Origin of the sequence: Streptomyces sp. NPDC021562 (assembly GCF_040640875.1) — a bacterium.
GTDB lineage: Bacteria > Actinomycetota > Actinomycetes > Streptomycetales > Streptomycetaceae > Streptomyces.
In genome coordinates, this window is the sequence record NZ_JBFACN010000001.1 from 81,912 (window position 1) to 108,909 (window position 26,998).

The window sequence follows — 26,998 nt, forward strand, 5'->3', positions numbered from 1 at the left end:
GCATGGGGCGGCGCGGCCCGCTGCCGTGGGGGGTGGGGGGAGCGGGCCGCGCCAGTCTGTGAGGTGGGGAAGCGCCGCCTAGTACGGGCGCTGCATCCGGCGGCGCCACCAGCCGAACGCGGTGCCGATCAGCAGCACGCCCGCCGCACCCGCGGCCGCCGATCCCGCGATCAGCGTCGTGTTGCTGCCGCCGGAGCCGGGCAGGGCGTCACCGAGCGCGCTCTTCGTGGTGCTGCCGCTGCCGGTGCCCTTGGCGAGCGGGCCGCGCGACCCGGAGGTCGGCTCGGCCACGTACGGGAAGTACTTCTCGAAGTTCTTGTCGTTCTTGTCGACCGCGTCGCCCAGGTCGTTCTTGGAACCGACCAGTTCGCCCTCCATGACCTGGAGCGCCTCGTCGATGACGTCGTCGGTGAGCCGGCGCCCGTTCGGGAAGCCCGCGTTGTCACCGTCCAGCACACCGAGCCGCTTGGGCTTGGCGGTGGGCTTGATGGACGTGTTCAGGCGGAGCATCTCCGACGGCCTGGCGTACGGCTGCAGGGTGTTGAGGCCCTTGACGCCCGTGAGGAACACGCTGACGAGGTCGTTGCGGGGTTCCGACGGTGCCTTGATGTGGTAGATCGCCTCGATGAGCTTGGGCAGTTCCGGGTTGGTGACGTTCTTCAGGAACTGCGCGTCGTCCTTGGGCTGGGACGCGTTGAACTTGTCCTTGTCCTTCTGCGGGTTGACGACCTCGTTGACCAGCGGGTTGCCCAGGCGCGAGACCTGCGTGTAGTAGCCCTGGGCGTTCCGGCGCTGGGTCGTCGCGTAGATGCCGACGGTCGGACGTGACGCCGACTGCCGGATCAGGTCGTTCGGCACCTGGAGGGCGATCGTGTTGACGTTGTAGCCCTTGAGGGTGTCGTTGCCGACCTCGGAGAGGTTGCCGCCGTACAGCAGGTCGAAGACGCGCAGGTCGGCGAAGAACGGGTCGTCGGCCTGGCCGGCGAAGGTCGCGCCGCCGTTCGAGGTCTTGTAGACGGCCTGCGCGCGCAGCTTCGCGTAGTCGGGCATCGAGGCCTTGCCGACGTCCGACGGGGCCGCCGGGATGTCGCTGGCGATCCTCGTCGTGTACTGGTGCTTGCCGTTCTTGAACTTGAGCAGGTCGAGGTTGTACGACTGCGTGACGTTCAGGTCCGGGTCCGTCAGGTTGTCGACCACGCCCGTGTTGTAGAGGAACGTCTTCTTGTTCTTGATCTGGGTCTTGAAGGTGTAACGGAAGATCAGGTCGTCCTTCGCGTCACCGTTGTTGTCGATGTGGATGTCGTACTGGGCGTCGTCCGCGAACTGGTAGAAGTTCGGACCGCCCGCCGGCTCCTCGAAGGGGATGTAGTCCGACACGATCGTGGTGGTGTCGGGCTTGTCCGGGCTGACGAACGCGTACAGGTCCGTGTTGTCGTACTGGGGGGTCCCCGAGATGAGGGGGGCCTCCCGGTGGGAGGAGGCAGCGGCCACCCCCGGTTCCAGCGCGGCGACGCTGGCGGCTGTGATTCCGCCGGTGGCCAGTGCCCCACAGATGAGGGTGACAAGGCCCTTGCGCCCCGCACCGCTCCTGGAGATTTGAGGTGTCATGCCGTCCGTCCCTCGGTCCCAACTTGCTTGACGGACGGGTATACGGAGCTGGAGGGCCGTTTGGATTGGTCAGAAGAAAAAAATCTTTTCTTCCTGCTCGACCCGCGTTTTTGCCCCCCGCTTACGTACCTCTGCCGGAGGTGCGTCCAGGTGCGAATGCGTGATACGGGAGGACGGGCCGGGTGCGGCCACAGGAGGCGGGACGGGGTGGAGGCGGACGAACTGCTGGTGCTCGTCGCCGGTGGCGACCAGAAGGCGTTCGAGGACCTCTACGGTCTGGTCTCCGGTCCGGTGTTCGGACTCGTACGGCGCGTGGTCCGTGATCCCGCCCAGTCGGAGGAGGTGGCCCAGGAGGTGCTCCTCGAACTCTGGCGCTCCGCACCCAAGTTCGATCCCGGTCGGGGCAGCGCCCTCTCCTGGATCCTCACCCTCGCCCACCGCCGCGCCGTCGACCGGGTGCGCAGCGCCCGCGCGGCCGGCGAACGCGAACAGCGCGAGGCTTTGCGCGCCGGCGAAACCGCCTTCGACCAGGTCGCCGAAACGGTGGAGGCCGGTCTGGAACGCGAATGGGTGCGCCGCTGCCTGGACCGGCTCACCGCCCTGCAACGCCAGTCCGTCACCCTCGCCTACTACGACGGCTACACGTACCGTGAGGTCGCCGAGCGGCTCAAGCTGCCGCTGGGCACGGTCAAGACCCGGATGCGCGACGGACTCAGCCGGCTGCGCGACTGCCTGGGAGGTGTGGCGTGAGCGTGGTCGGCCGCCTGCTGCACCGCGAGGATCTGCACTCCCTGGCGGCTCCCTACGCCCTGGACGCCCTGGAGCCCGGCGAGCGGCGCCGCTTCGAGAAGCACCTCAAGGGCTGCGACCGGTGCGCCGAGGAGGTGCAGGCGCTGACCGAGGACGCGGTACGGCTCGCCTGGTCCACGGCCGCCCCGCCGCCCCTCGCGATGCGCGGCCGGGTGCTGGCCGCCGTCCGCGCCACCCCGCAGGAGCCGGCCCCGGGCCGGGAACGCGTCCCCAGTCTGCCGCCGCACGTCTGGGGCGTGCAGCCGCCGCCGAAGCGCCGGCGGCCGCGCCCCGTGTTCGTGCCGTTCGCCACCGCCACGGCCGCCGCCGCACTGGTCGTCGCCTCGCTGTTCGCGGTGCAGGCCGGCCGGACGCAGGACCGGCTCGACGCCGAGCGTGCCCAGTCGCGTGAGATCGCCCACGTTCTGAGCGCACCCGACGCCCGTGCGGTCGGCGCCCAGGACGCGCAGGGCCGAAGTATCGGAGCGGTCGCGTCCGTTTCGGAGGGGCAGGTGATCGTCACGCTCAGCGGATACGGCGCGCTGCCGAACGGGCGCGTGCATCAACTCTGGCTGATGCGCCCCCGTGCGCTACCGCGCTCCCTGGGCCTTTTCCGGGCCGACACGCCCCTGGTCGCCACGGGTCTGGTCAAATCCGCGACGTCACTCGCCGTGACCGTCGAACCTGCCGGTGGGTCACCGCAACCCACCAGCCAGCCAGTTGTCCAACTCGCCCTGAAATCGGTCGGATTCGGAGAGTGATCGAAGAGGGGTCGTCAACACCCTTGCGGGGAAGGTGAATCCTGTGACCGCGATACACGGGTGCCCCGACGGGGCGATAGGGTTACCCTGCCCGGGCCGGGTGGACTCGTACGGGTGGGGAGTGACATGGAGCAGATAACACGCAGCAGGGCGAGGGTCCCTGCGATCACCTGCGGGAGCAGCGCGACCAGTTCGCGCCTCGACCGCCATCTGTCGGTGCTGGCGGGTCCCGCCATACCGCAGCAGCAGGCGGTCGAGGCGACGTCTCTGATGCGTGAGCTGACCGCGCGCACGCCCGCACAGCGCAGTGACCGGGGTGCACGGGTCAGCCGTGTCTCGCTCTTCGCACCGCTGCGCAGGCTGCGCCGTTCGCTGTTCGGCGCCAACAGGCACTGACCGCAAGGCCCGCGCTCAGGCGACCACACCGTCCCGGCGCAACGCTGCTGACTCGGCGTCCGTCATCCCCACGGCACGCAGCAGTGCCTCGGTGTGCTGCCCGAGCGCGGGCACGTCACCCATCCGTGCCCCGTCCCCGCCGGGCAGCGTGATGGGCGGCAGCAGCGCGCGCAGCGGCCCGACGGGTGACCCCACTTCCCGCCACCGTTCCCGGGCCGCCAGTTGCGGATGCTCCGCCAGCTCCGTCAGGTCCCGCAGCCGCGCGCACGCGATGCCCGCCGCCGCCAGCCGCGCCAGCGCCTCCTCGGCGCCGAGGCCCCCGAGGGCCCTGCCCACCAGTTCGTCGGTGCGTGCCCGGTTCGCCACCCGTGCCGCGTTCGTCGCGAATGCCGGATCCGCCCCCAGCTCCGGGCGCCCCAGCACCCGCTCGGCCAGCCGCCGCCACTCCCGGTCGTTCTGCACCGACACCAGCACCCGGGCGCCGTCCGCGGTCGGATAGGCGTCGTACGGCGCGATCACCGCGTGCGCCAGGCCGGTGCGCTGCGGTGGTGTCCCGCCGTGGATCGTGTGGTGCAGCGGATGCCCCAGCCACTCGGCCAGCGCCTCCAGCATGGACACCTCCACCGGCCCGCCCCGCCCGGTCGTACCGCGCCGCACCAGTGCCGCGAGGACGCCCGAGAAGGCGTACATGGCCGCCGCGATGTCCGCCGCCGGGATCCCCGCCTTGACCGGCTGCTCCGGCGTCCCGGTCACCGACACCAGTCCCGCCTCGCACTGCACGAGCATGTCGTACGCGCGTCTGTCCGCGTACGGCCCCGACGCGCCGTACCCCGAGATGTCCACGGCGACCAGGCGGGGATGGGCGGCGCACAGGGTGGCCGCGTCCAGCCCCAGCCGGGCCGCGGCACCGTGCGCCAGGTTCTGCACGAACACGTCGGCGTCCGCGACGAGCCGGCGCACGACGTCCGCGCCGCGCGGGTCCTTCAGGTCCACCGCGATGGACTCCTTGCCCCGGTTGCACCACACGAAGTGCGAGGCGAGCCCGCGCGCGGCGGTGTCGTAGGCGCGCGCGAAGTCGCCGCCGTCGACGCGTTCCACCTTGATGACGCGGGCGCCGAGGTCGGCGAGCTGCCGGGTGGCGAACGGCGCGGCCACGGCCTGCTCGACGGCGACGACGGTGATGCCCTCCAGGGGCAGCGGGAGACGGTCCATGGCCCGGATCATGTCCCGCGACCGGCCGGTCTGTCAGCAGCGCCGGTACCGGTGAGGGAGAGGAAGGCCGGTCAGAGCAGCGTCAGCTGACCCGCCGGACCCTCCTCGGGGTGTTCCAGGACCGACGCCGGCCCCCGGGACGCGTCCGGGGGCGGCAGGACGCCCGCCGTCCTCAGCTCCGTCGCCGTGATCCGTGCGTCGGTCTCGAACTCGCCGCGTTGGGACCGCACGTCCGCCAGCAGGGCCAGGACCGTGATCAGCTCCAGGAGTTCCGACGTCCAGGACTGGGACCAGGCCGCCGGCACGATCGCCTCCAGCGTCCCGGGGGCGCCCGGCTCCGCCGTCCGCGCCGCGAACCAGGCCTCCAGGACACGTGTTTCGCCCGTCCGGAAGTCCCAGGCCTCCGGGGGGACCGGCGAGATGCGGCCCTCGTCGATGTGGAGGGCCTCCTCCTCGGGGTCGTAGCGGATCGTCAGGGGGCGGGACGGCAGCGGGGCCCGGACGTAGGGGCGGCGGCCTCCCGGGAGCTTGGGGCGCTCGCCGTGCCGGCGGAGCAGCCACAGGGCCCGGTGGCCCAGCTCCACGCCCTGGGACCAGAGGCCGGGGTCATCGGTGAGCGGGACGGTGTGGTCGGCGCGGACCGTCGCCAGGGTCCAGGCGAGGAGGTCCGGGGGAGTGGCGGTGCGGCCCAGCCGGCCGGTCAGATGGTCCAGCAGACCGGGGGCCACGTTGGGTTCCGCGCCGCCGGGGCGGCGGTAGAGCGGGCGGATGCGGCCCGCGCGCAGGGTCGGCAGCAGGGAGGTGGCCAGCAGGGGCAGTCCGTCCGCCGGTTCCGCCGACTCCACCGCGAAGACCTGGTGGTCGTCGGCCACCCGCCACAGCTCCGGACGGGCCGTGTCGAGCAGGCGGTGGTCCGGGATCAGCCACTGTTCGTCGAAGGGGGCGGACAGGACGCGGACCGGGTCCGGGAACGGGTCCGAGGCCTGTGCCAGCCGCTCCGTGCCGGTCGGCTGCCCGGGGAGCTGGGGCACCGCCGAGTGGACGGTCCGGGCGCGGGTCGGCCCGAACAGGGTCTCGCGGTCGGAGCGCCCGGCCTTGAGGAGGGCCTCCCAGCGGCTCTTCAGGGTCGCCGGGTCCGGGGCCGTCGGCCACCCCCGGCCGAGCCGTAGTGGTGCGACGGACCACGGCATGAGGTCCGCGAGCAGCGGAGCGTCGTCGCGCGTCACGCCCGGCATCGTACGACGACTTCAGGGGGCGTCGAGCGTGACCGTGAAGGAGAAACGGTCCCCCCGGTACTGGATGACCGCCAGATCCAGGACCCGGTCGGCGGTGTCGTAGATGACCCCCGTGTAGTGCAGGATCGGGCTGAGGAGCGGTACCCGGAGCAGCCGGGCCGTCTCCGGGTCGGCCAGCCGCGCCTCGACCGTGTCCGTGATGCGGCTGATCTCCGCGCCGACGACGTCCCGGAGCACCTTGGTCATCGGCCAACGGACCAGGTCCTCCGGGGCGATGCGCTCGGCGAGTTCGGGACGGACGTGGTTGCGGGCGTGGTTGGTGGGCTCGCCCGTCTGTTCGTCGCTGCGCAGCCGGTGGTACGTCGTCACCTCCGCGAGATCCGGGAAGAACTCGGCGAGTCCGCCGGTCACCGGCACCGTGCCGTGGTCCAGCAGCTCCGCCGTCATGCCCGACTGCTGGGCCACGATCGCGTCCACCGAGCCGAGGAGGCGGACCGGGGAGCCCCGCCGGGCGTCCGGTTCGATGAACGTGCCCCGGCGGCGGTGCCGGCTGATCAGGCCCTCGTCCTCCAGCTCCTTCAAGGCCTGCCGCATCGTCAGGACGCTCACGCCGTAGTGCTCCGCCAGCCTCTCCTCGGTGGGCAGCCGGAGCGGGTCCCGGGGCGAGCGGCCGAGTATCGAGGCGCGCAGCGACTGCGACACCTGGTACCAGAGCGGCAGCTTACGGTTCAGGACGATCGAGTCCGGGGCGAAGGAGGTCACGGGCCATCCGTACCGTCGGCGGATCTTCAGTGCAAGGGGCGGAAGTGGCGTTCCAGGCCCTGCCAGACGTCGTCGTAGCGCCGCTGGAGGTGCTCGGCGGTCGCCGCCTGCGGGGTGAGGGTCAGCGGCCAGCGGGTCTCGAACATGAACGCCAGGCCGTCCGCCACCTTCTGGGGCCGCAGCTCGGCCGTGCTCGCCCGGTCGAAGGTCTCCCGGTCCGGGCCGTGCGCCGACATCATGTTGTGCAGCGAGCCACCGCCCGGCACGAAGCCCTCCGCCTTCGCGTCGTAGGCGCCCTCGACCAGGCCCATGTACTCGCTCATCACGTTCCGGTGGAAGTACGGCGGCCGGAAGGTGTTCTCGCCCACCAGCCAGCGCGGGGCGAAGACCACGAAGTCGACGCCCGCCAGGCCGGGGGTGTCGGACGGGGAGGTCAGCACGGTGAAGATCGACGGGTCGGGGTGGTCGTACGAGATGCTGCCGAGCACGTTGAAACGGCGGAGGTCGTAGACGTAGGGCACATGGGTGCCGTGCCAGGCGACCACGTCCAGGGGGGAGTGGTCGTAGGTGGCGGTCCACAGGTTCCCGCAGAACTTGTTGACCACCTCCACCGGGCCCGGCACGTCCTCGTAGGCGGCGACGGGGGCCAGGAAGTCCCGGGCGTTGGCGAGGCCGTTGGCGCCGATCGGGCCGAGGTCGGGGAGACGGAAGGGCGCGCCGTAGTTCTCGCACACGTAGCCGCGGGCCGAAGCGTCCAGCAGCTCCACACGGAAGCGGACACCCCGGGGGATCAGCGCCACGTGTGCCGGTTCCACCCGCAGGAGACCGAACTCCGTGTGCAGCAGCAGGCCGCCGTGCTCCGGGACGATGAGCAGTTCGCCGTCCGCGTCGGAGAAGACCCGCTCCATCGAGGCGTCGGCGTGGTAGAGGTGCACGGCCATGCCGGTGCGCTGGGTCGCGTCGCCGTTGCCGCCCAGGGTCCACAGGCCGGCGAGGAAGTCCGTGCCCGCCGGGGGCGGGGGCAGGGGGTTCCAGCGCAGCCGGTTCGGGTCGGCCGCCAGGTCCGTGAAGGGGGCGGTGCGCACCGCCCCGTTGTCGGCGGCCCGGGTGAACACCGGGTGGGCGGCCGAGGGGCGGATCCGGTAGAGCCAGGAGCGGCGGTTGTGGGCCCGCGGCTCGGTGAAGGCCGTACCGCTGAGCTGTTCCGCGTACAGGCCGAGCGGGGCGCGCTGCGGGGAGTTGCGGCCCTCGGGCAGGGCGCCCGGCACGGCCTCCGAGGAGTGCTCGTTGCCGAACCCGGAGAGGTACGCCAGTTGCTCGGCGGTCTTCCGGGCCTCCGCACGCCCGGACCCGTCCGCGCCGGAGATGACCCCGTCGCCCATGCTCGCTCCCTCAACCTGCCGGCCGTCGATTCCTATGCATCACCGTAGGATTGCGCGGAGCTCCGTGCAAGGGGTCCGGGATCATCCCCGAGGAGGGCGGGGAACCCGACTTCAGGGGGATCCGGCCTGCGGCCCGCTGTTCTACGCTCCCCGGCATGGGGTGGAAGCGTGGACTGCCGGGCGGACTCGCGGTCCCCGCGTTGCTGCTGGTCGCGGCGGCGGGGTGCGGGACCGGGGAGGCGCACCAGCGGCCGGGGACGGGGTCGCCCGCACCGGTGGGCAAGATCCTCGGCGACACGGACGAGAGCGGGCGCCACTACCGGGAGATCGGCAGGAAGCAGGCGCCCGAGGTGGACACCGAGGTCACCCCGGACCCGGCCGGCGGCTGGGACGTCCGGCTCGACCTGCACCGCTTCCGGCTCTCGCCGGCCGGCGCCGGGGCGACCGCGGTGGCCGGGCGCGGCCTCGCCTACCTCTTCGTGGACGGCGGCCTGGTGACCCGGCTGCGCACCTCGGCGTACCACCTCCCGGCCGGACTCGTCCCGCACGGCACCCACCACGTCACCGCCCGGCTCTACGCGGACGACGGCACCGTGTGGGCGGTGCAGGGCAAGCCGGTGGAGAGCACGGCGGACGTCACGGCGTCCGGCGCCGAGACGACGACCCCGTCGGCGGGGACCCCCACCGCGCACGGCGCCCCCACCGGATGAGCGCCCCCGCGGTCCGCCGTCGTTCCGGGGGGGTGAGCTTCACCTGATTCTTACGGAAGGGCATCATGAAGCCGTGCCCCCAGCGACCCCGCTCCGTAAAGCGCCCGTCCAGCGCCGCAGCGCCGAACGGCTGACCAGGATCCTCGACGCCTGCGCCGACCTCCTCGACGAGGTGGGCTACGACGAGCTGAGCACCCGGGCCGTCGCGGTGCGGGCGGGGGTTCCCATCGGCTCGGTGTACCGCTTCTTCGGCAACAAGCGGCAGATGGCCGACGCCCTCGCGCAGCGCAACCTGGAGCGCTACACCGAGCGGGTCACCGAGCGGCTGAAGGACGCGCCGAGGGGCGACTGGCGCGCCGCGATGGACGCGGTGCTGGACGAGTACCTGGCGATGAAGCGCACCGCCCCGGGCTTCTCGCTCGTCGACTTCGGCAACCAGATCCCGGTCGGCGACCGCCACGCGGAACCGAACCACAGGGTCGCGGACCGCCTGACCGACCTGCTCGCCGCGTACCTGGGCCGCCTCCCGGACGACGTGCTGCGCCGCACGTTCCTGGTCGCGGTGGAGACGGCCGACACCCTGGTCCACCTGTCCTTCCGGATGGCTCCGGAGGGCGACGAGGCGATCATCGCGGAAACCCGCGAACTGCTGCGGGCCTACCTCGCCCGAGTGCTGGACTGACGGCCCCCCACGAACGCCCCGCGCCCGAAGCGCAACACCCCTCCCTCATCGGCATACCGCCCGGTATGCTCGCCCCGAGTACGGCCGCCCCCCCGTCGCCGCAGCCTCCCGGAGGCCCCGCATGCCCCGCACCGCCCTGCGTATCTGTCCCCTCTGCGAGGCGACCTGCGGCCTCACCCTCACCATCGAGGGCACCCGCGTCACCGGCGCCCGAGGCGACCGCGACGACGTCTTCAGCAAGGGCTTCATCTGCCCGAAGGGCGCCTCCTTCGGCGCCGTGGACGCCGACCCCGACCGCCTGCGCACCCCCCTCGTCCGCAGGGACGGCGAACTGCGCGAGGCCACCTGGGCGGAGGCCTTCGACGCGGTCGCCGCCGGAATCAGGCCCGTCGTCGAGCGGTACGGCGCCCACTCCGTCGGCGTCGTCCTCGGCAACCCCAACGTGCACACCGTGGCCGGCGCCCTCTACCCGCAGGTGCTGCTCGCCACCCTCGGCACCCGCAGCGTCTTCACCGCGTCCACGGTCGACCAGATGCCCAAGCACGTCTCCAGCGGCCTGCTCTTCGGCGACGCCAACGCGATACCGGTGCCCGACCTGGACCGCACCGACCACCTCCTCCTCATCGGCGCCAACCCCCTGGAGTCCAACGGGAGTCTGTGCACCGCTCCCGACTTCCCCGGCAGGCTGAAGGCGCTCCGAGCCCGCGGCGGCACCCTCACCGTCGTCGACCCGCGCCGCACCCGCACCGCCCGGCTCGCCGACCGGCACGTCGCCATCAGGCCCGGCGCGGACGCCCTGTTGCTCGCCGCGCTGGCCCAGGTCCTCTTCACGGAGGGCCTGGTGGACCTCGGCGACCTCGCCCCCCACACCGAGGGCCTCGACGAACTCCGCGCGGCGCTGGGCGACTTCACCCCCGAAGCGGTCGCCCCGGCCTGTGACGTGGACGCCGGCACGATCCGGGTCCTCGCCCGCGAACTCGCCGCCGCCCCCACCGCCGCCGTGTACGGCCGCATCGGCAGCTGCACCGTCCCGCACGGCACCCTCGCCAGCTGGCTGGTCGACGTCCTCAACATCCTCACCGGCAACCTCGACCGGCCCGGCGGGGCGCTCTTCCCGCAGGCCGCCACCGACCGCACCCCGCGCCCGGCGGGGCCCGGCCGCGGCTTCGCGCTCGGACGCTGGCGCTCCCGGGTGAGCGGGCACCCGGAAGCCAAGGGCGAGTTGCCGCTCTCCGCGCTCGCGGAGGAGATCGACACCGAGACCGCCGAAGGGCAGCCGATCCGGGCACTGATCGCCGTCGCGACCAACCCGGTGCTCTCCGCGCCCGACGGCATCCGCCTCGACAAGGCCCTGGACTCCCTCGACTTCATGGTCAGCGTCGACCCCTACCTCAACGAGACCGCGCGCCACGCCGACGTCGTGCTGCCCCCGCCGCCGCCCTCGCAGAGCCCGCACCACGACTTCGCCTTCAACACCCTCGCCGTCCGCAACCAGGTCCGCTACAGCCGCCCCGCCGTGCCGCTGGAACCCGGCCGGATGGCGGAGACCGAGATCCTGGCCCGGCTGATCCTGGCGGCCGGCGGCATGCACGGCGCCGAACCGTCCGCCGTCGACGACCTGGTCATCGGCCAGACCCTGGGGAAGGCGGTCACCGAGGCCCACTCACCCGCACACGGCCGCGACCCGCGGGAACTCGCCGCCCTGCTCACCGGGGACACCGGCCCCGAGCGCCGGCTGGACATGATGCTGCGCCTCGGCCCCTACGGCGACGGCTTCGGCGCCCGGCCCGACGGGCTCACCCTCCAGCGGCTGCTGGCCCACCCGCACGGCATCGACCTCGGTCCCCTCGCGCCCCGCCTGCCGCAGCCGCTGAAGACGAGGAGCGGCAGGATCGAACTGCTGCCGCGGCCCATCGCCGAGGACCTGCCCCGGCTGCGCGCGGCCCTCGGCGACCGCCCCGCCGGACTCGTCCTCGTCGGCCGCCGGCACCTGCGCTCCAACAACAGCTGGATGCACAACGTGCCCGCCCTCACCGGCGGCTCCAACCGCTGCACCCTCCAGATCCACCCCGAGGACGCCGAACGGCTCGGCGTGCGCGACGGGACCGAGGTGCGCGTCAAGGGCTCCGGGGGAGAGGTGGTCGCCCCCGCCGAGGTCACCGACGGCGTCCGCAGGGGCGTCGTCAGCCTCCCGCACGGCTGGGGCCACGACCGCCCCGGCACCCGGCTCAGCCACGCCGCGACCGTCCCCGGCGTCAACGTCAACCAGCTCCTCGACGGCAGCCTGCTCGACCCGCTCTCCGGCAACGCCGTGCTCAACGGCATCCCCGTCGAGGTGACCGCAACGCCGTGACCTGGAATTCTGCGCTTATTGCTCGCATGTCAACGTCTTGTTAACGACGTTTGACGCGACCTAACGTCGTCCGCACCGCCGGCCCTGGTGGGAGTTCAAGGGCGAACGTTAGGTGTTCCACTCATGCTGACCATCCTCGGCTTCGCCATGATCGCGACCTTCCTGGTCCTGATCATGCTGAAGAAGATGTCGCCGATCGCGGCGCTCGTGCTGATCCCCGCGCTGTTCTGCGTGTTCGTCGGCAAGGGGGCCAAGCTCGGCGACTACGTCATCGACGGCGTCACGAGCCTCGCCCCGACCGCGGCGATGCTCATGTTCGCGATCGTCTACTTCGGCGTGATGATCGACGTCGGCCTCTTCGACCCGGTCGTCAGGGGAATCCTGAGGTTCTGCAAGGCCGACCCGCTGCGGATCGTCGTCGGCACGGCCCTGCTCGCCGCGACCGTCTCCCTCGACGGCGACGGCTCCACCACCTTCATGATCACCGTCTCGGCGATGTACCCGCTGTACAAGCGGCTGAAGATGAGCCTGGTCGTGATGACCGGTGTCGCCGCCATGGCCAACGGCGTGATGAACACCCTGCCCTGGGGCGGCCCCACCGCCCGCGCCGCGACCGCGCTGAAGCTGGACGCGAGCGACATCTTCGTCCCGATGATCCCGGCGCTCGCCGTCGGCCTGCTCTTCGTCGTCGCCCTCGCCTACGTCCTCGGCCGCCGCGAGCGCAACCGGCTCGGCGTGCTGACCCTGGACGAGGCGCTGGTGGCGGAGCGGGAGACGGAGACCGTGCTGGTCGGCGCCGGGGCCGGCACCGGGAAGTCCCCGGCGCGCGGCGGCGGTTCGGGTTCCGGCACCGACGCGGAGCCGCCCGGGGAGGACGAGGCCTTCCAGGGCCTGGATCCGCACCGCGACACGCTGCGCCCCCGGCTGTACTGGTTCAACGCGGCGCTCACCGTCGTCCTGCTCACCGCCATGATCATGGAGTGGCTGCCGATCCCGGTGCTGTTCCTGCTCGGCGCCGCGCTGGCGCTGACCGTCAACTTCCCGCAGATGCCGGACCAGAAGGCCCGGATCGCCGCCCATGCCGAGAACGTCCTCAACGTCTCCGGCATGGTCTTCGCCGCCGCCGTCTTCACCGGCGTCCTCCAGGGCACCGGCATGGTCGACCACATGGCCGAGTGGCTGGTCGGCAACATCCCCGACGGCATGGGCCCGCACATGGCCCTCGTCACGGGCGTGCTGAGCATCCCGCTGACCTACTTCATGTCCAACGACGGCTTCTACTTCGGCATCCTCCCGGTCCTCGCCGAGGCCGGGCAGGCCCACGGGGTCCCCGCCGTGGAGATCGCCCGCGCCTCGATCGTCGGCCAGCCGCTGCACATGTCCAGCCCGCTCGTCCCCGCCGTCTACGTCCTGGTCGGCATGGCCAAGGTCGAGTTCGGGGACCACACCCGATTCGTCGTGAAGTGGGCCGCCCTGACATCCCTGGTGGTGCTGGGGGCAGGGATCCTGTTCGGAATCATCTGAGCCACGCGGGCAACCGAGCCCGGTGCGGAGGACTTCACCATGGTGCCCGGCAGGAACCGCGGCTGGCTGCTCCGTCTCGTCATCGCCTTCGGCTTCGCGCAGGGGGCGGTGTCGATGGCCCGGCCCGCCGTCTCCTACCGGGCCCTCGCGCTCGGCGCCGACGAGCGGGCGGTCGGCGTCGTCGCGGGCGTCTACGCCCTGCTCCCGCTGTTCGCCGCCGTGCCGCTCGGCCGCCGTACCGACCACGGCCGCTGCGCGCCCCTGCTGCCGGCCGGCGTGGTGCTGATATCCGGCGGCTGTGCGCTCAGCGGCCTCGCCGGCTCCCTGGGCGCGATGGCCCTGTGGAGCGGGGTGATGGGCCTCGGCCACCTCTGTTTCGTGATCGGCGCCCAGTCGCTGGTGGCCCGCCAGTCGGCCGCGCACGAACAGGACCGCAACTTCGGCCACTTCACCATCGGGGCGTCGCTCGGCCAGCTGGTCGGCCCGATCGCGGCCGGTGCGCTGATCGGCGCCCCCGACATGGCGGGCAGCAGCGCGCTCGCGCTCGTGGTGGCGGGCGCGGGGTCGGCCGTCGCGCTGACGTCGCTGTGGCGCATCGAGGACCGTACGGCGGTCACCTCCCGTACCGAGCGCGGCGAGCGCGTCGCGGTCGGCCGCATCCTGCGCGCCCGGGGGGTCCCGGCGGGCATGCTGATCAGCCTCTCGGTGCTGTCCGCGACCGACATCCTCACGGCGTACCTCCCGGTGGTCGGCGAGCACCGGGGGATCGCCCCGGCGGTGATCGGCGCCCTGCTGAGCGTGCGGGCCGGGGCCACGATCGCCTGCCGTCTGGTTCTCACGCCGCTGCTGAGGTGGCTGGGCCGACCGGTACTGCTGACCGTGACGTGTCTCCTGGCGGCGGTGCTGTGTGCGGGGATCGCGCTGCCGGTGCCGTTGTGGGGGCTGGGGCTGATGCTCGGCGTGCTCGGGTTCTGCCTGGGGGTCGGACAGCCGTTGTCGATGACGACGGTCGTGCAGGCGGCGCCGGACGGTGCCCGGTCCACGGCGCTGGCCCTGCGGCTGACCGGGAACCGGCTGGGACAGGTGGCGGCGCCGGCCGCGGCGGGTCTGGTGGCGGGGATCACGGGGGCGGCCGCGCCGTTCCTGATGCTGGGGGCGTTGCTGCTGTTGTCGGCGGGGGCGGCGGTGCGCTCTCCGGGAGCCGTGGGGCCGTCCGGGGGCGCGGGTGCGGTGCCGCGGACGCCGCGCAGGCGTTCGGCGTTGCGCCGCCCGGGCGATATCTGACGGCGCGTCGGGCCTCGATGGCGTGGGCCGCGGGGTGGGTGAGTGATAGTCCAGGCGAAAGGTCGATTTGTATGAAAATCGTCTAACTTGGAGGAGCTTGCATGCCCACCCTCACACTTCCACGCTCCGCCGGTTCCCGTGCGGGCGCCACCGTCGTCCTCACCGCCCTCGCCGCGGCGGGCGCGTCCTGGGTGGCGGCGCCGAACGCGGTGGCCCAGGGGGAGAACGGCGACATCAGGATCCACCGGGTGGGCGTGCCCTTCGGCGTCTCCAAGGACGACCCGGTGGTCTGCCGGTTCTACCTCGACGCCGTCAACTTCGACGTCCTGCCCGCCATCGCCTACACCATCACCCCGCAGCCGCCGCTGCCCACCGCCGCCACCGTCGCGGGCACCATCCAGCTCGCCGGGGGCGCCGGTCACACCGATCCGCTGGGGCTGGCGGACGGCCAGTACCGGCTCACCTGGGTGGTGGCGGGCGCGTTGAAGGAGAAGGTCTTCCGGCTCAACTGCCACGACGGCAAGGAGGACGGGGCACCGGGCCAGAACGGCCCCAACGGGCAGAACGGTCAGAACGATCAGAACGGCCACAACGGCCAGATCGAGGACAACCAGCACAACGACGCGAGCTGGGGCAAGGGCGACGACCACAACGGCCCGCAGGGCGGGGTGCACGCCGGCGGCGGCGGTCTCGTCGACACGGCGGCCGCGTTCTCGCCCCTGGCCGCGGCCGCGGCCGTGGGTCTGGTCGCGGCCAGTGGCGTGGCGTACGTCCGGCTGATCCGCCGCCGGCCCCATGGCGCCGCGTAGGCGCAGACGCAGGCCCTGGTACCGGACCCGCGCCTACCGCCTCGCCAGGACGGCCCTGCTGGTGATGGCCCTGGTGACGCTGGTCCGGTGCGGGGGGCACGACGACGGACCGGGTGGCCGGGACGCCGTGGCGGGCGCGGGGCCCGACGGGGCCCGCACGGCGGCCAGGCCGCTGCCGCCGCCCCGCCCGCTGCCCAGGTCCCGGCCGACGTCGATGCGCATCCCGTCCCTGGGCGTCGACGCACCGGTCACCGGCGTCGGGCTGGACCGGGGGCGGCAGCTGGAGACCCCGCCGGTCGACAAGCCGAAGCTGATCGGCTGGTACCAGGGCGGCGCCACGCCGGGCGAGTCCGGCCTCGCGGTCGCCGTCGGCCACCGCGACACGAGAACGGGACCCGCGGTCTTCGCGGCGCTCGCCCAGGTGCAGCCCGGCAAACGGATCGAGGCCAGGCGCGCGGACGGGCGGACCGCCGTCTACACGGTGGACCGGGTGAAGGTCTACGACAAGGCCGGGTTCCCCGACAAGGAGGTGTACGGACCGACCCGCCGCCCGGAACTCCGCGTGATCACCTGCGGTGGCCTCTTCAGCCGCCGGACCGGCTACACCAGCAACGTGGTGGTCTTCGCCCACCTGACCGCGACGGAATGACCACGCGGTACGGGCGCCCCCACGAGTCGGCCCTCGCCCTGGCCGGGCTGCTGCTCGCCGGCGCCCCCACCGCCTACACGGCACTGGCCGACGGCCGCCCCGCCGCCGCGCCCGCGCCCGCGCGCGGCGAGCCGTACCTGGAGACCCGGCTGTTCTTCGGCACCGCCCGTCCCGACGGCGGACCGGCCGTCACCGACCGGCAGTTCACCGCCTTCGTCGACAAGGAGGTCACCCCGGACTTCCCCGACGGCCTCACCGTGCAGAACGGACGCGGACAGTGGCGGGACGCGCACGGGACCATCGAGAAGGAGCGATCGTACGAACTGATCCTGCTGTATCCCGAGTCGGCGGCGAAGGACGGCGACCGGAAGATCGAGGAGATCCGGCGGGCCTACGAGAAGACCTTCGCGCAGGAGAGCGTGGGCAGGGTGGACACCCAAGCCCGCGTCGACTTCTGACACGGCCCGCACCGGTCCGGTGCGGGCCGTGTCGGGTGCGGGCCGTGTCTGGCGCGGATCATCTCTGGCGCGCTAAAACTATCGCCGCTAGTTTGTGAGGCGGAGATCCGGCGCCCGCCAGGAGGAAGCAGCATGAAGGCACACGACGGCCTGTACATCGACGGCGCCTGGCGCGCCCCCGAGAGCCAGGACGTGATCGAGGTCGTCAATCCGGCCGACGAGCAGGTCATCGGCCGGGTCCCGGCGGGTGGCGCACTCGACGTCGACACCGCGGTGCGCGCCGCCCGCGCCGCCCTGCCGGCCTGGGCCGCCACCCCGCCCGCCGACCGGGCCGCCCGGCTCGCAGCGCTGCGCGACGTCCTGGCGGCCCGCAAGGACGAGATCGCCGAGACGGTCGGCGCGGAGCTGGGCGCGCCGCCGAAGTTCGCCCGGGCCGTGCACGCGGCCGTGCCGATCGCGGTCGCCGGCTCCTACGCCGAACTGGCCGCCACCCACCCCTTCGAGGAGAAGGTCGGCAACTCGACCGTCTACCAGGAGCCGGTCGGGGTGGTCGGCGCGATCACCCCCTGGAACTACCCGCTGCACCAGATCGTCGCGAAGGCGGCCCCGGCGCTCGCCGCCGGCTGCACGGTCGTCCTCAAGCCCGCCGAGAACACCCCGCTCACCGCCCAGCTGTTCGCGGAGGCGGTGCACGAAGCGGGCTTCCCCGCCGGTGTGTTCAACCTGGTCACCGGCCTCGGCCCGGTCGCCGGTCAGGCGCTCGCCGAGCACCCCGGCGTCGACCTGGTCTCCTTCACCGGCTCCACGGCCGTCGGCAGGCGGATCGGCGCGGCCGCCGGGGCCGCGGTCAAGAAGGTGGCCCTGGAACTGGGCGGGAAGTCCGCGAACGTCATCCTTCCGAGCGCCGACCTGGCCAGGGCCGTCAACGTCGGGGTGGCCAACGTGATGTCCAACTCCGGCCAGACGTGCAGCGCCTGGACCCGGATGCTGGTGCACTCCGGACAGTACGACGAGGCGGTGGAGATGGCCGCGGCCGCGGCCGCCACCTACGGGGAGCGGATCGGTCCCGTGGTCAGCGCCGAGCAGCGGGCGCGGGTGCGCGGTTACATCGAGAAGGGCATCGCGGAGGGCGCCCGGCTGGTGGCGGGCGGCCCCGAATCCCCCCGCGAGCAGGGTTACTTCGTCCAACCGACGGTCTTCGCCGACGTCACGCCCGAGATGACGATCGCCCAGGAGGAGATCTTCGGCCCGGTCCTGTCGATCCTGCGCTACGAGGACGAAGAGGACGCCCTGCGCATCGCCAACGGCACGGTCTACGGCCTCGCGGGCGCGGTCTGGGCCGGGGACGAGGAGGAGGCGGTGGCCTTCGCCCGGCGGATGGAGACCGGGCAGGTCGACATCAACGGCGGGCGGTTCAACCCCCTCGCCCCGTTCGGCGGTTACAAGCAGTCGGGTGTCGGCCGCGAACTCGGCGCGCACGGTCTCGCCGAGTACCTCCAGACCAAGTCCCTGCAGTTCTGAGGAGATCGCCCCGATGGCTTCCCAGGTCCGCGCCGCCGTACTGCCCGCCGTGGGCGCCCCGCTGACGGTCACCGGGATCGAGCTCCCGGACCCCGGCCCCGGACAGGTCCGCGTCCGGCTCGCCGCCGCCGGTGTCTGCCACTCCGACCTCTCCCTCTCCGACGGCACCATGCGGGTGCCGGTCCCGGCGGTCCTCGGCCACGAGGGCGCGGGCACCGTGGCCGCCGTGGGGGAGGGCGTCACCCGGCTGGCACCCGGCGACCCCGTCGTCCTCAACTGGGCGCCCTCCTGCGGGCGCTGCCACGCCTGCGCGCTCGGCGAGATCTGGCTGTGCGCCGACGCGCTGGCCGGCTCCGCCGACGTGTACGCCCGTACGGCGGACGGCACCGACCTGCACCCCGGCCTGAACGTGGCGGCCTTCGCCGAGGAGACCGTGGTCGCCGAGTCCTGCGTCCTCCCGCTGCCGGCCGGCGTCCCGCTCACCGACGCGGCCCTCCTCGGCTGCGCGGTCCTCACGGGCTACGGCGCCGTCCACAACGCGGCGCGCGTCCGCGCGGGCGAGACCGTCGCCGTCTTCGGCGTCGGCGGGGTCGGCCTGGCCACCGTCCAGGCGGCCCGGATCGCGGGCGCGTCCAGGATCGTCGCCGTGGACGTGTCCGCGGCGAAGGAGGAGCTGGCGCGTGCGGCGGGCGCCACGGACTACGTGGTCGCCTCCGACACCACGCCCCGCGCGATCCGCGCCCTCACCGGGAAGCAGGGCGTCGACGTCGCCGTGGAGTGCGCGGGCCGCGCGGTCAGCATCCGCGCGGCCTGGGAGTCCACCCGCCGGGGCGGCCGTACGACCGTGGTCGGCATCGGCGGCAGGACGGAAGAGGTCACCTTCAACGCCCTGGAGCTCTTCCACTGGGGCCGCACCCTCTCCGGCTGCGTCTACGGCAACTCCGACCCCGCCCGCGACCTGCCGGTGCTCGCCGAGCACGTCCGGGCGGGCCGCCTGGACCTGGGCGCGCTGGTCACGGAACGGATCACCCTGGAGGACATCCCGGACGCCTTCGGGAACATGCTCGCGGGCAAGGGCGGCCGGGCGCTGGTGGTGTTCTGAGCGGCCGGTGCGGCGCCGGCCCGCAACCGGCGACGACCGGGCCGGACCGCCCCTATCCCGCCGTGCCCTTCCCCCGCGCGAACTGCTCGCCCAACCCGTCCAGCAGCGCCCGCAACCCCGTCTCGAACGCCCGCTCGTCGATCTTCTCCTGCTGATCCGCCAGCAGATGGGCCTGGCCCAGATGCGGATAGTCGGCCGGATCGTACGCGCTCGCGTCGTCCACGAACCCCCCGGCGAACGACCCCAGCGCCGAGCCCATGACGAAGTACCGCATCAGCGCCCCGATCGAGGTCGCCTGCGCCGCCGGCCACCCCGCGTCCACCATCGCGCCGTACACCGCGTCGGCGACCCGCAGTCCGGCCGGGCGCCGGCCCGGCCCGCGGGCCAGCACCGGGACGATGTTCGGGTGCTCGCGCAGCGCGGCCCGGTACGACACCGCCCAGTCGTGCAGGGCCGTGCGCCAGTCCCGGCCGTCGCCGGGCTCGAACATCGACAGGTCGACCTGCGCGCTGACCGAGTCCGCGACCGCCTCCAGGATCTCGTCCTTGGTGCGGAAGTGGTTGTAGAGCGAGGGCCCGCTCACTCCCAGTTCGGCGGCCAGCCGCCGGGTGGACACGGCCGCCAGCCCCTCCGCGTCCACGAGTTCCCGGGCCGCCCGGACGATCCGGTCGGTGCTGAGGAGGGGCTTGCGTGGTCGGGCCATGGCGCACATAGTAGGGCCGGGGGAATAAACTAGCAGTGCTAATTAAAGGCTGACTCAAAGGGTGGTCGCATGGTGAACCTGGGGCTCGGCGAGGAGCAGACCGCCGTACGGCGGCTCGCCCGGGACTTCGTCGAGCGCGAGATCGCCCCGCACGTGGTCGCCTGGGACCGGGCCGAGGAGGTCGACCGGGGCATCGTGAAGAAGCTCGGCGAGGTGGGCTTCCTCGGGCTGACGATCGACGAGGAGTACGGCGGCTCGGGCGGCGACCACCTGTCGTACTGCCTGGTGACGGAGGAGCTGGGCCGTGGCGACTCCTCGGTCCGCGGGATCGTCTCCGTCTCCCTCGGGCTCGTCGCCAAGTCGATCGCCGCCTGGGGCGACGAGGAGCAGAAGCGGCGCTGGCTGCCGGGGCTGACCTCCGGCGCGCACCTCGGCTGCTTCGGCCTCACCGAACCCGGTACCGGCTCCGACGCGGGCAACCTCACCACCCGCGCCGTTCGCGAAGGCGACCACTACGTGGTCAACGGCACCAAGATGTTCATCACCAACGGCACCTGGGCCGACGTCGTCCTGCTCTTCGCCCGCTCCACCGACGCCCCCGGACACCGGGGCGTCTCCGCCTTCCTGGTGCCGGCCGACACCCCCGGCCTCACCCGCCGCGCCGTCCACGGCAAGCTCGGCCTGCGCGGCCAGGCCACCGCCGAACTGGTCCTTGAAAACGTCCGGGTGCCCGCCGCCGCGATGCTCGGCCCGGAGGGCAAGGGTTTCTCGGTCGCCATGTCCGCGCTCGCCAAGGGGCGGATGTCGGTGGCCGCGGGCTGCGTCGGCATCGCGCAGGCCGCGCTCGAGGCCGCCGTGCGCTACGCGGGGGAGCGGGAGCAGTTCGGCACGCCGATCGCCGGGCACCAGCTGGTCCAGGAACTCATCAGCGACATCGCCGTCGACGTGGACGCGGCCCGGCTGCTGACCTGGCGCGTCGCCGACCTGGTCGACCGCGGGCTGCCGTTCGCCACCGAGTCCTCCAAGGCCAAGCTGTTCGCCTCGGAGGCCGCCGTGCGCGCCGCCAACAACGCCCTCCAGGTCTTCGGCGGCTACGGCTACATCGACGAGTACCCGGTCGGCAAACTCCTGCGCGACGCCCGGGTGATGACCCTCTACGAGGGCACCAGCCAGATCCAGAAGCTGCTCATCGGGCGGGCGCTGACGGGCGTCTCGGCGTTCTGAGTACGTCCTGAGTATCCCGGCGGATGTGGCGCGGTCCGCGTTCGCCGATGCTCGTCCCATGAGTGACACACCGGTCAGAAACCAGAACACGGCCGCCTTCTACGGCCAGGCCGTCGCCTCCTTCGGCATCGCCATGGCGGCGACCGTCATCGGCATCGTCAGGCTGCACGCCGACGCCTGGGTGCGCGGCTTCCTCGGCATCGCGGTCCTCTACCTCGTCACCTCCGCCTTCACGCTCGCGAAGGTCGTCCGGGACCGCCAGGAGGCCGGCCAGATCGTCAGCCGGGTCGACCAGGCACGGCTGGAGAAGCTGCTCGCCGAACACGACCCCTTCGAGAAGCTCTGACCTCCCCGAGGCGGCGCGCAGCTCTGAGCGGGCACACTAAGCGCCCGCTCAGCTTCGGCGGTATGGTGGAGCTCCGGTACCGAGAGGGGCGAGCGAGCGATGAGTACGGCGGAGGACACGACCGGCGGCGAGATCGAGCCGTGGGAAGAGGTCACCCCTGACGCGGCCCGGCGCCTGCTGGTCGCCGCCGTGGAGGCCTTCGCCGAGCGCGGCTACCACGCCACCACCACCCGTGACATCGCGGGCCGCGCCGGTATGAGCCCGGCCGCGCTCTACATCCACTACAAGACCAAGGAAGAGCTGCTCCACCGGATCAGCCGCATCGGTCACGACAAGGCCCTGGACATCCTGCGGACGGCCGCCCGGCGCGAGGGCACCGCCGCCGAGCGGCTCGCCGACGCCGTCAGCTCCTTCGTCCGCTGGCACGCCGGCCGGCGCACCACCGCCCGGGTCGTGCAGTACGAGCTGGACGCCCTCGGCCCCGACGCCCGCGCCGAGATCCTCGCGCTGCGCCGCCAGGTGGACGCGGAGGTGCGCGGGATCATCAAGGAGGGCGTCGCGGCCGGCGAGTTCGACGTGCTCGACGTCCACGGCACCACCCTCGCGGTGCTGTCGCTGTGCATCGACGTGGCCCGCTGGTTCAACGTGAACGGCCCCCGGACCCCCGAGGAGGTCGGCGCCCTCTACGCCGACCTCGTGCTGCGGATGGTCGGGGCGCGGTAGCCGCGGGGCCGCTCAGACGTAGTACCGGGACACCGACTCCGCGACGCAGACCGGCTTGTCGCCGCCCTCGCGCTCCACGGTGAACGCGACGGTCACCTGGACACCGCCGGTGACCTCCTCGGCGCCGGTGATTTTCGCGGTGGCGCGCAGGCGCGAGCCGACCGGCACGGGGGCGGGGAAACGGACCTTGTTGGTGCCGTAGTTGACGCCCATCGTGACGCCCTCGACCTTGATCAGCTGGGGACCGAAGAGCGGGAGCAGCGACAGGGTCAGGTAGCCGTGCGCGATGGTCGTGCCGAACGGGCCCGCGGCCGCCTTCTCCGGGTCGACGTGGATCCACTGGTGGTCGCCCGTCGCGTCCGCGAACAGGTCGATCCGCTTCTGGTCGACCTCCAGCCAGTCGGTGAAGCCCAGTTGCTCGCCCACGGCCGCCTTCAGCTCGTCGGGGGAAGCGAAGATCCTCGGTTCTGCCATGTTGTCGGCCCTCTCGCGCGCACGGGTCACACCCACTGTGTCTAAGCAACTGCTTAGCATGGTCGGCCGCGGGGCCGCTGTCAACGGACCGCGGCCGCGTCCGATGGGTAGTCTCTGCCGGATGCCGCAGATTCCCGAGGAGATCCACGAGCTGAGCGTCGGCCAGTTGTCCGCGCGCAGCGGCGCCGCCGTCTCGGCGCTGCACTTCTACGAGGCCAAGGGGCTCATCCGCAGCCGGCGGACCGTCGGAAACCAGCGCCGCTACACCCGCGACACGCTCCGCCGCGTGGCCTTCGTCAGGGCGGCGCAACGCGTCGGCATCCCGCTGGCCACCATCCGTGAGGCGCTCGCGGAACTCCCCGAGGAGCGCACCCCGACCAGGGAGGACTGGGCCCGTCTCTCGCAGGCGTGGCGCGCGGAACTCGACGAACGCATCCGGCAGCTCAACCGGCTGCGCGACCACCTGACCGACTGCATCGGCTGCGGCTGCCTGTCGCTGGCCACGTGCGTCCTGTCCAACCCGCACGACGCCTTCGGGGCACGGCGGGCGGGCTCCCGTCTGCTGCCGGAGGAGAGCGCGTAGTGCGGGAGGAGGCGCGGTAGGGGGGTGCGGCATCCCCGGCGCACCCCCGGTGGTCAGGCCGACATGAGCAGCCGCCCGCGCCTGGCGTAGGCCAGGGCCTCGGCGGTGAGCACCGGACGCGGCACCAGGATCCCGCAGTCCGCGCAGACCGGCCCGGCGGAGGGCTCGTGGTCCAGGTCGTACTTCCAGACCAGGCGCTCCCCTTCGCACACCGGGCAGACCGTGCCCGGTTCGCGCTCCAGGGCGGCGATCAGCCGTCGCAGCACCTCGGCGAGCGGTTCGTCGGGATGGACCCGCGGGTCGTCGCACCAGGCCACCCCGAATCCGCCCCAGGTGAGCCGGTGCCAGTCGTCCACGCTGCCCGGGCGGCGCAGTCCGTCGTGCTTCTCCTTCTTGCGGCGGGAGGCGAAGTCGACCTCGTAGGCGAGCCAGACCGCCCGCGCCTCCTCCAACTCGTCCAGCGCGCCCACGAGACGCACCGGATCGGGGGACCGGTCCTCAGGACCGAACCCGGCCCGCGCACACAGATGGTCCCAGGTCGCGCGGTGCCCGTACGGAGCGAACCGCTCCAGGCACTTGCGCAGTGAATAACGCCGCAGCGCCAGATCGCACCGTGGGTCTCGCACCTGTCTCGCCAGACTCCGGAAACCGGCCATCGCCCTGCACCTCCGTCACACCTGTACCTGCACTTCGGTCACTTCGGCGTCGCCGCACGGGCTTCGCGCGACGTTGCCGTATAGACGTATCGACACTCGAATCGGCTCCATCCGATTTCCGATGCCGCCCATAAGGCCGCCCGCCTTGACCGGCGGCCGGTGGCACCGCCGACGCGTGCGACCTCTTGAAAACTTGACGCATGTTCATCTTCAATCCCGGGGATACCGGCGGTAACGTCCGGCCCACCCCCGTCGTTGAGGAGCCGCCATGCCACGGCGCACCAGACATCACGCGTTGTTCGACAAACTGAGAACTCCCCACAGGCTCCCCGGGTTCCTGAAAGCCGCATCCGTATGCGCGCTGATCGCCGGGCTGCTCTCCCCGCTCGCCCAGACCCCCGCCGCCGCGGCGGCCTCCAACGACTACTGCGGCGGGCAGTGTTCCGACATCCTGCCGCCCGGCGAGAACGGCAACGCCACTCTTGCCCAGATCCTGCTCAACCAGGCCTTCGGCACCCAGCCGAGCCACGCCGAGGACCAGCTCGGCCCCTACGCCAACCTGGCCACCGGCTACTCCACCCTCACCGACGCGAAGATCAACACGTTCTTCAACGACGCGTCGTTCGGGGTCGCGTCGGGTCAAGTCGCCTCCACCGAGAGCCCGGCCGGCCGCAGCGACGTCACCATCGTCCGCGACAAGGCGACCGGGGTGCCCCACATCACCGGTACCACCAGATACGGCACCGAGTTCGGTGCCGGTTACGCCGCCGCTGAGGACCGGCTGTGGCTCATGGACGTGTTCCGGCACGTCGGGCGCGGTCAGCTCACCTCCTTCGCCGGCGGTGTCGCCTCCAACCAGGGCCTGGAGCAGGAGTTCTACCGCAACGCGCCCTACACCGAGGCCGACCTCCAGGCGCAGATAGACAACGCCGTCGCGACCAACGGCGCCCGCGGCCAGCAGGCCCTCGCGGACGCCAACGCCTACCTCGACGGCATCAACTCCTACATCGACGCGTCCGACAAGGGCCGTTACTTCCCCGGCGAGTACGTGCTGACCGGCCACAAGGACTCGATCACCAACGCCGGCACGATCGACCACTTCAAGATCACCGACCTGGTGGCGCTGGCCTCCGTGATCGGCACGCTGTTCGGCTCCGGCGGCGGTGGCGAGGTCAACAACGCCATCTCCCTGCTGGCCGCCCAGGAGCAGTACGGGGTGACCGAGGGCACCAAGGTCTGGGAGTCGTTCCGCGAGCGCAACGACCCCGAGGCCGTGCTCACCGTCCACGACGGCAAGAGCTTCCCGTACGGCACCAAGCCCGCGAGCCCGCAGGGCGAGGCGCTGCCGGACACCGGATCGGTGACCACCGAACCGCTGGTCTACAACGCCACCGGCACCGGCGCCGACCAGAGCGCCAGCGCCGCCTCCGCCGCGGCGACCGCGACCGCGCTCAGCTCGGCCAAGCGCGGGATGTCCAACGCGCTGGTGGTCAGCGGCAAGTACACCGCGAGCGGCCACCCGATCGCCGTCTTCGGACCGCAGACCGGCTACTTCGCACCGCAGCTGCTCATGCTCCAGGAGATCCAGGGGCCGGGCATCAGCGCCCGCGGCGCCTCGTTCGCCGGCCTGAGCATGTACGTCGAACTCGGCCGGGGCCAGGACTACTCGTGGTCCGCCACGACCTCCGGCCAGGACATCATCGACAGCTTCGCCGTCGAACTCTGCCAGGACGACTACCACTACCTGTACCACGGCACCTGCACGGCCATGGACAAGGTCGAGCAGACGAACTCCTGGAAGCCGACCACGGCCGACGGCACGGCGGCCGGCTCGTACACCATGCGGGTCTGGAAGACGAAGTACGGGCCCGTCGAGTACCGGGCCACCGTCGGCGGGAAGAAGGTCGCCTACACCACCCTGCGCTCCTCCTACATGCACGAGGCCGACTCGATCATCGGCTTCCAGATGCTCAACGACCCCGGCTACGTGAACAGCCCCGGGACCTTCCAGAGCGCGGTGCAGCACATCAACTACACCTTCAACTGGTTCTACGCCGACTCCTCGCACACCGCGTACTACAACAGCGGCAACAACCCGGTGCGCGCGAGCGGTGTCGACCCGGAGTTCCCGGTCTGGGGCCAGGCCGCCTACGAGTGGCAGAACTGGGACCCGACCACCAACACGGCTGACTACACCCCGGCCTCGCAGCACCCCCAGTCCATCGACCAGGACTACTACATCTCCTGGAACAACAAGCAGGCGCTCGACTACACGACCGCCAGCTGGGGCGACGGCTCGGTCCACCGGGGCAACCTCCTCGACGACCGGGTGAAGAAACTCGTGGCCGCCGGCGGCGTCACCCGCTCCTCGCTTGTCAAGGCCATGGCAGACGCGTCGCTCACGGACCTGCGGGCCGAGGACGTGGTGCCGGATCTGCTGAAGGTGATCAACAGCAGTACGGTCACCGACTCCACGGCCGCCGCGGCCGTCGGCAAGATCCAGACCTGGCTCGCCGCGGGCGGCAAGCGCACCGAGACGTCGGCGGGCTCCAAGACCTACGCCAACTCCGACGCCATCCGGATCCTGGACGCCTGGTGGCCGCTGCTGGTGAAGGCCGAGTTCCAGCCCGGCCTCGGTTCCGGCCTGTACACCGCGTTCACCGCCAACCTGCCCGTCGACGAAGCCCCGTGGGCCGCACACGGACCCACCGGCTCACACGCCGGCAGCTCCTACCAGTACGGCTGGTGGAGCTATGTCGACAAGGACATCCGCTCGGTGCTCGGGCAGAGCGTGTCCGGGCCGCTGGCCGAGCAGTACTGCGGCGGCGGCAGCCTCAGCTCCTGCCGGGACATCCTGATCAGCACCCTGAAGACGGCGGCCGGCACCAGCGCGTCCACCGTCTATCCCGGGGACTCGCTGTGCTCGGCGGGCGACCAGTGGTGTGCCGACTCGATCGTCCAGCGCACCCTGGGCGGCATCAAGCACTACAACATCAGCTGGCAGAACCGGCCCACCTTCCAGCAGGTGGTGGAGTACACCTCGCACCGGTGA

26 protein-coding genes are annotated in these 26,998 nt (G+C 72.2%); 18 read left to right on the plus strand and 8 right to left on the minus strand.

Going from position 1 to position 26,998, the window contains the following annotated elements:
- Nucleotides 1-78 precede the first annotated feature (78 nt).
- Nucleotides 79-1,608 carry a DUF4331 domain-containing protein gene (locus tag AB0G52_RS00375; RefSeq protein ID WP_132889058.1) on the minus strand — a complete coding sequence of 510 codons (1,530 nt, stop codon included), beginning with the start codon at nt 1,606-1,608 and terminating at the stop codon, nt 79-81.
- Between the two features lie 207 nt (nt 1,609-1,815).
- Between AB0G52_RS00375 and AB0G52_RS00380 the strand changes: the two genes are divergently transcribed.
- The 3 genes from AB0G52_RS00380 (at nt 1,816) to AB0G52_RS00390 (ending at nt 3,554) form a co-directional block, all read left to right on the plus strand.
- Nucleotides 1,816-2,358 (plus strand): sigma-70 family RNA polymerase sigma factor, encoded by a 543-nt coding sequence (locus tag AB0G52_RS00380; RefSeq protein ID WP_132889059.1) that lies wholly within the window; start codon nt 1,816-1,818, stop codon nt 2,356-2,358.
- Nucleotides 2,355-3,158 carry an anti-sigma factor gene (locus AB0G52_RS00385; protein WP_361332440.1) on the plus strand — a complete coding sequence of 268 codons (804 nt, stop codon included), beginning with the start codon at nt 2,355-2,357 and terminating at the stop codon, nt 3,156-3,158. The genes AB0G52_RS00380 and AB0G52_RS00385 overlap by 4 nt, the downstream gene beginning before the upstream one ends.
- 126 nt (nt 3,159-3,284) lie before the next feature.
- On the plus strand, nt 3,285-3,554 hold the full coding sequence (locus tag AB0G52_RS00390) for a hypothetical protein (RefSeq protein ID WP_132889061.1): 270 nt from the start codon (nt 3,285-3,287) through the stop codon (nt 3,552-3,554).
- A 15-nt stretch (nt 3,555-3,569) separates the two neighbouring features.
- On the opposite strand, the gene AB0G52_RS00395 is transcribed toward AB0G52_RS00390, so the two are convergent.
- The 4 genes from AB0G52_RS00395 to hmgA form a co-directional block, all read right to left on the minus strand.
- Nucleotides 3,570-4,766, minus strand: coding sequence for a CaiB/BaiF CoA-transferase family protein (locus tag AB0G52_RS00395; protein WP_361332443.1), 1,197 nt, complete (start codon nt 4,764-4,766; stop codon nt 3,570-3,572).
- A gap of 71 nt (nt 4,767-4,837) precedes the next feature.
- Complete coding sequence (locus tag AB0G52_RS00400) at nt 4,838-6,001, minus strand: type ISP restriction/modification enzyme (protein ID WP_132889063.1); 1,164 nt, start codon at nt 5,999-6,001, stop codon at nt 4,838-4,840.
- 12 nt (nt 6,002-6,013) lie between these two features.
- Nucleotides 6,014-6,763, minus strand: coding sequence for a GntR family transcriptional regulator (locus AB0G52_RS00405; RefSeq protein WP_132889064.1), 750 nt, complete (start codon nt 6,761-6,763; stop codon nt 6,014-6,016).
- 26 nt (nt 6,764-6,789) lie between these two features.
- Nucleotides 6,790-8,145 (minus strand): homogentisate 1,2-dioxygenase, encoded by a 1,356-nt coding sequence (gene hmgA, locus AB0G52_RS00410; protein ID WP_361332447.1) that lies wholly within the window; start codon nt 8,143-8,145, stop codon nt 6,790-6,792.
- Nucleotides 8,146-8,300: 155 nt separating this feature from the next.
- Between hmgA and AB0G52_RS00415 the strand changes: the two genes are divergently transcribed.
- The 10 genes from AB0G52_RS00415 (at nt 8,301) to AB0G52_RS00460 (ending at nt 19,237) form a co-directional block, all read left to right on the plus strand.
- Nucleotides 8,301-8,855 carry a hypothetical protein gene (locus AB0G52_RS00415; RefSeq protein WP_361332450.1) on the plus strand — a complete coding sequence of 185 codons (555 nt, stop codon included), beginning with the start codon at nt 8,301-8,303 and terminating at the stop codon, nt 8,853-8,855.
- A gap of 73 nt (nt 8,856-8,928) precedes the next feature.
- The gene (locus AB0G52_RS00420; RefSeq protein ID WP_132889067.1) at nt 8,929-9,537 is read left to right on the plus strand and encodes a TetR family transcriptional regulator; all 609 of its coding nucleotides are present in this window, start codon (nt 8,929-8,931) and stop codon (nt 9,535-9,537) included.
- Nucleotides 9,538-9,658: 121 nt separating this feature from the next.
- On the plus strand, nt 9,659-11,890 hold the full coding sequence (locus AB0G52_RS00425) for a molybdopterin oxidoreductase family protein (RefSeq protein WP_361332453.1): 2,232 nt from the start codon (nt 9,659-9,661) through the stop codon (nt 11,888-11,890).
- 123 nt (nt 11,891-12,013) lie between these two features.
- Nucleotides 12,014-13,414: a citrate:proton symporter gene (locus AB0G52_RS00430; RefSeq protein ID WP_361332456.1), complete on the plus strand. Its 1,401-nt coding sequence runs from the start codon at nt 12,014-12,016 to the stop codon at nt 13,412-13,414.
- A gap of 39 nt (nt 13,415-13,453) precedes the next feature.
- Complete coding sequence (locus AB0G52_RS00435; RefSeq protein WP_361332459.1) at nt 13,454-14,698, plus strand: MFS transporter; 1,245 nt, start codon at nt 13,454-13,456, stop codon at nt 14,696-14,698.
- A gap of 101 nt (nt 14,699-14,799) precedes the next feature.
- Nucleotides 14,800-15,507: a hypothetical protein gene (locus AB0G52_RS00440; protein WP_361332462.1), complete on the plus strand. Its 708-nt coding sequence runs from the start codon at nt 14,800-14,802 to the stop codon at nt 15,505-15,507.
- Nucleotides 15,494-16,156 (plus strand): class F sortase, encoded by a 663-nt coding sequence (locus AB0G52_RS00445; RefSeq protein WP_361332465.1) that lies wholly within the window; start codon nt 15,494-15,496, stop codon nt 16,154-16,156. Before AB0G52_RS00440 ends, AB0G52_RS00445 begins: the two co-directional genes overlap by 14 nt.
- Entirely contained in the window at nt 16,153-16,614 is a 462-nt protein-coding gene (locus AB0G52_RS00450) for a DUF3574 domain-containing protein (RefSeq protein WP_361332468.1), read from the plus strand. The genes AB0G52_RS00445 and AB0G52_RS00450 overlap by 4 nt, the downstream gene beginning before the upstream one ends.
- A 132-nt stretch (nt 16,615-16,746) precedes the next feature.
- Nucleotides 16,747-18,135, plus strand: a complete 1,389-nt coding sequence (locus tag AB0G52_RS00455; protein ID WP_132889074.1) for an aldehyde dehydrogenase family protein — start codon at nt 16,747-16,749, stop codon at nt 18,133-18,135.
- 13 nt (nt 18,136-18,148) lie between these two features.
- Nucleotides 18,149-19,237, plus strand: a complete 1,089-nt coding sequence (locus AB0G52_RS00460; RefSeq protein WP_361332471.1) for a Zn-dependent alcohol dehydrogenase — start codon at nt 18,149-18,151, stop codon at nt 19,235-19,237.
- A 52-nt stretch (nt 19,238-19,289) separates the two neighbouring features.
- Here AB0G52_RS00460 and AB0G52_RS00465 read toward each other — a convergent pair whose 3' ends face one another.
- Nucleotides 19,290-19,940 carry a TetR/AcrR family transcriptional regulator C-terminal domain-containing protein gene (locus AB0G52_RS00465; protein ID WP_132889076.1) on the minus strand — a complete coding sequence of 217 codons (651 nt, stop codon included), beginning with the start codon at nt 19,938-19,940 and terminating at the stop codon, nt 19,290-19,292.
- Between the two features lie 72 nt (nt 19,941-20,012).
- On the opposite strand from AB0G52_RS00465, the gene AB0G52_RS00470 reads away from it, so the two are divergent.
- The 3 genes from AB0G52_RS00470 (at nt 20,013) to AB0G52_RS00480 (ending at nt 22,233) form a co-directional block, all read left to right on the plus strand.
- Nucleotides 20,013-21,164, plus strand: a complete 1,152-nt coding sequence (locus AB0G52_RS00470) for an acyl-CoA dehydrogenase family protein (protein ID WP_361332932.1) — start codon at nt 20,013-20,015, stop codon at nt 21,162-21,164.
- 58 nt (nt 21,165-21,222) lie between these two features.
- On the plus strand, nt 21,223-21,510 hold the full coding sequence (locus tag AB0G52_RS00475; RefSeq protein ID WP_132889077.1) for a YiaA/YiaB family inner membrane protein: 288 nt from the start codon (nt 21,223-21,225) through the stop codon (nt 21,508-21,510).
- Nucleotides 21,511-21,609: 99 nt separating this feature from the next.
- On the plus strand, nt 21,610-22,233 hold the full coding sequence (locus AB0G52_RS00480; RefSeq protein WP_132889078.1) for a TetR family transcriptional regulator: 624 nt from the start codon (nt 21,610-21,612) through the stop codon (nt 22,231-22,233).
- Between the two features lie 12 nt (nt 22,234-22,245).
- Here AB0G52_RS00480 and AB0G52_RS00485 read toward each other — a convergent pair whose 3' ends face one another.
- Nucleotides 22,246-22,707 carry a MaoC family dehydratase gene (locus AB0G52_RS00485; RefSeq protein WP_132889079.1) on the minus strand — a complete coding sequence of 154 codons (462 nt, stop codon included), beginning with the start codon at nt 22,705-22,707 and terminating at the stop codon, nt 22,246-22,248.
- A 121-nt stretch (nt 22,708-22,828) separates the two neighbouring features.
- Between AB0G52_RS00485 and soxR the strand changes: the two genes are divergently transcribed.
- A complete protein-coding gene (gene soxR / locus AB0G52_RS00490) occupies nt 22,829-23,290 on the plus strand; it encodes a redox-sensitive transcriptional activator SoxR (RefSeq protein WP_132889080.1) in 462 nt (153 codons plus the stop codon).
- A gap of 53 nt (nt 23,291-23,343) precedes the next feature.
- On the opposite strand, the gene AB0G52_RS00495 is transcribed toward soxR, so the two are convergent.
- Nucleotides 23,344-23,946 carry a hypothetical protein gene (locus AB0G52_RS00495; RefSeq protein ID WP_132889081.1) on the minus strand — a complete coding sequence of 201 codons (603 nt, stop codon included), beginning with the start codon at nt 23,944-23,946 and terminating at the stop codon, nt 23,344-23,346.
- 268 nt (nt 23,947-24,214) lie between these two features.
- Here AB0G52_RS00495 and AB0G52_RS00500 point away from each other — a divergent pair, with 268 nt between their 5' ends.
- Complete coding sequence (locus AB0G52_RS00500; protein ID WP_361332477.1) at nt 24,215-26,998, plus strand: penicillin acylase family protein; 2,784 nt, start codon at nt 24,215-24,217, stop codon at nt 26,996-26,998.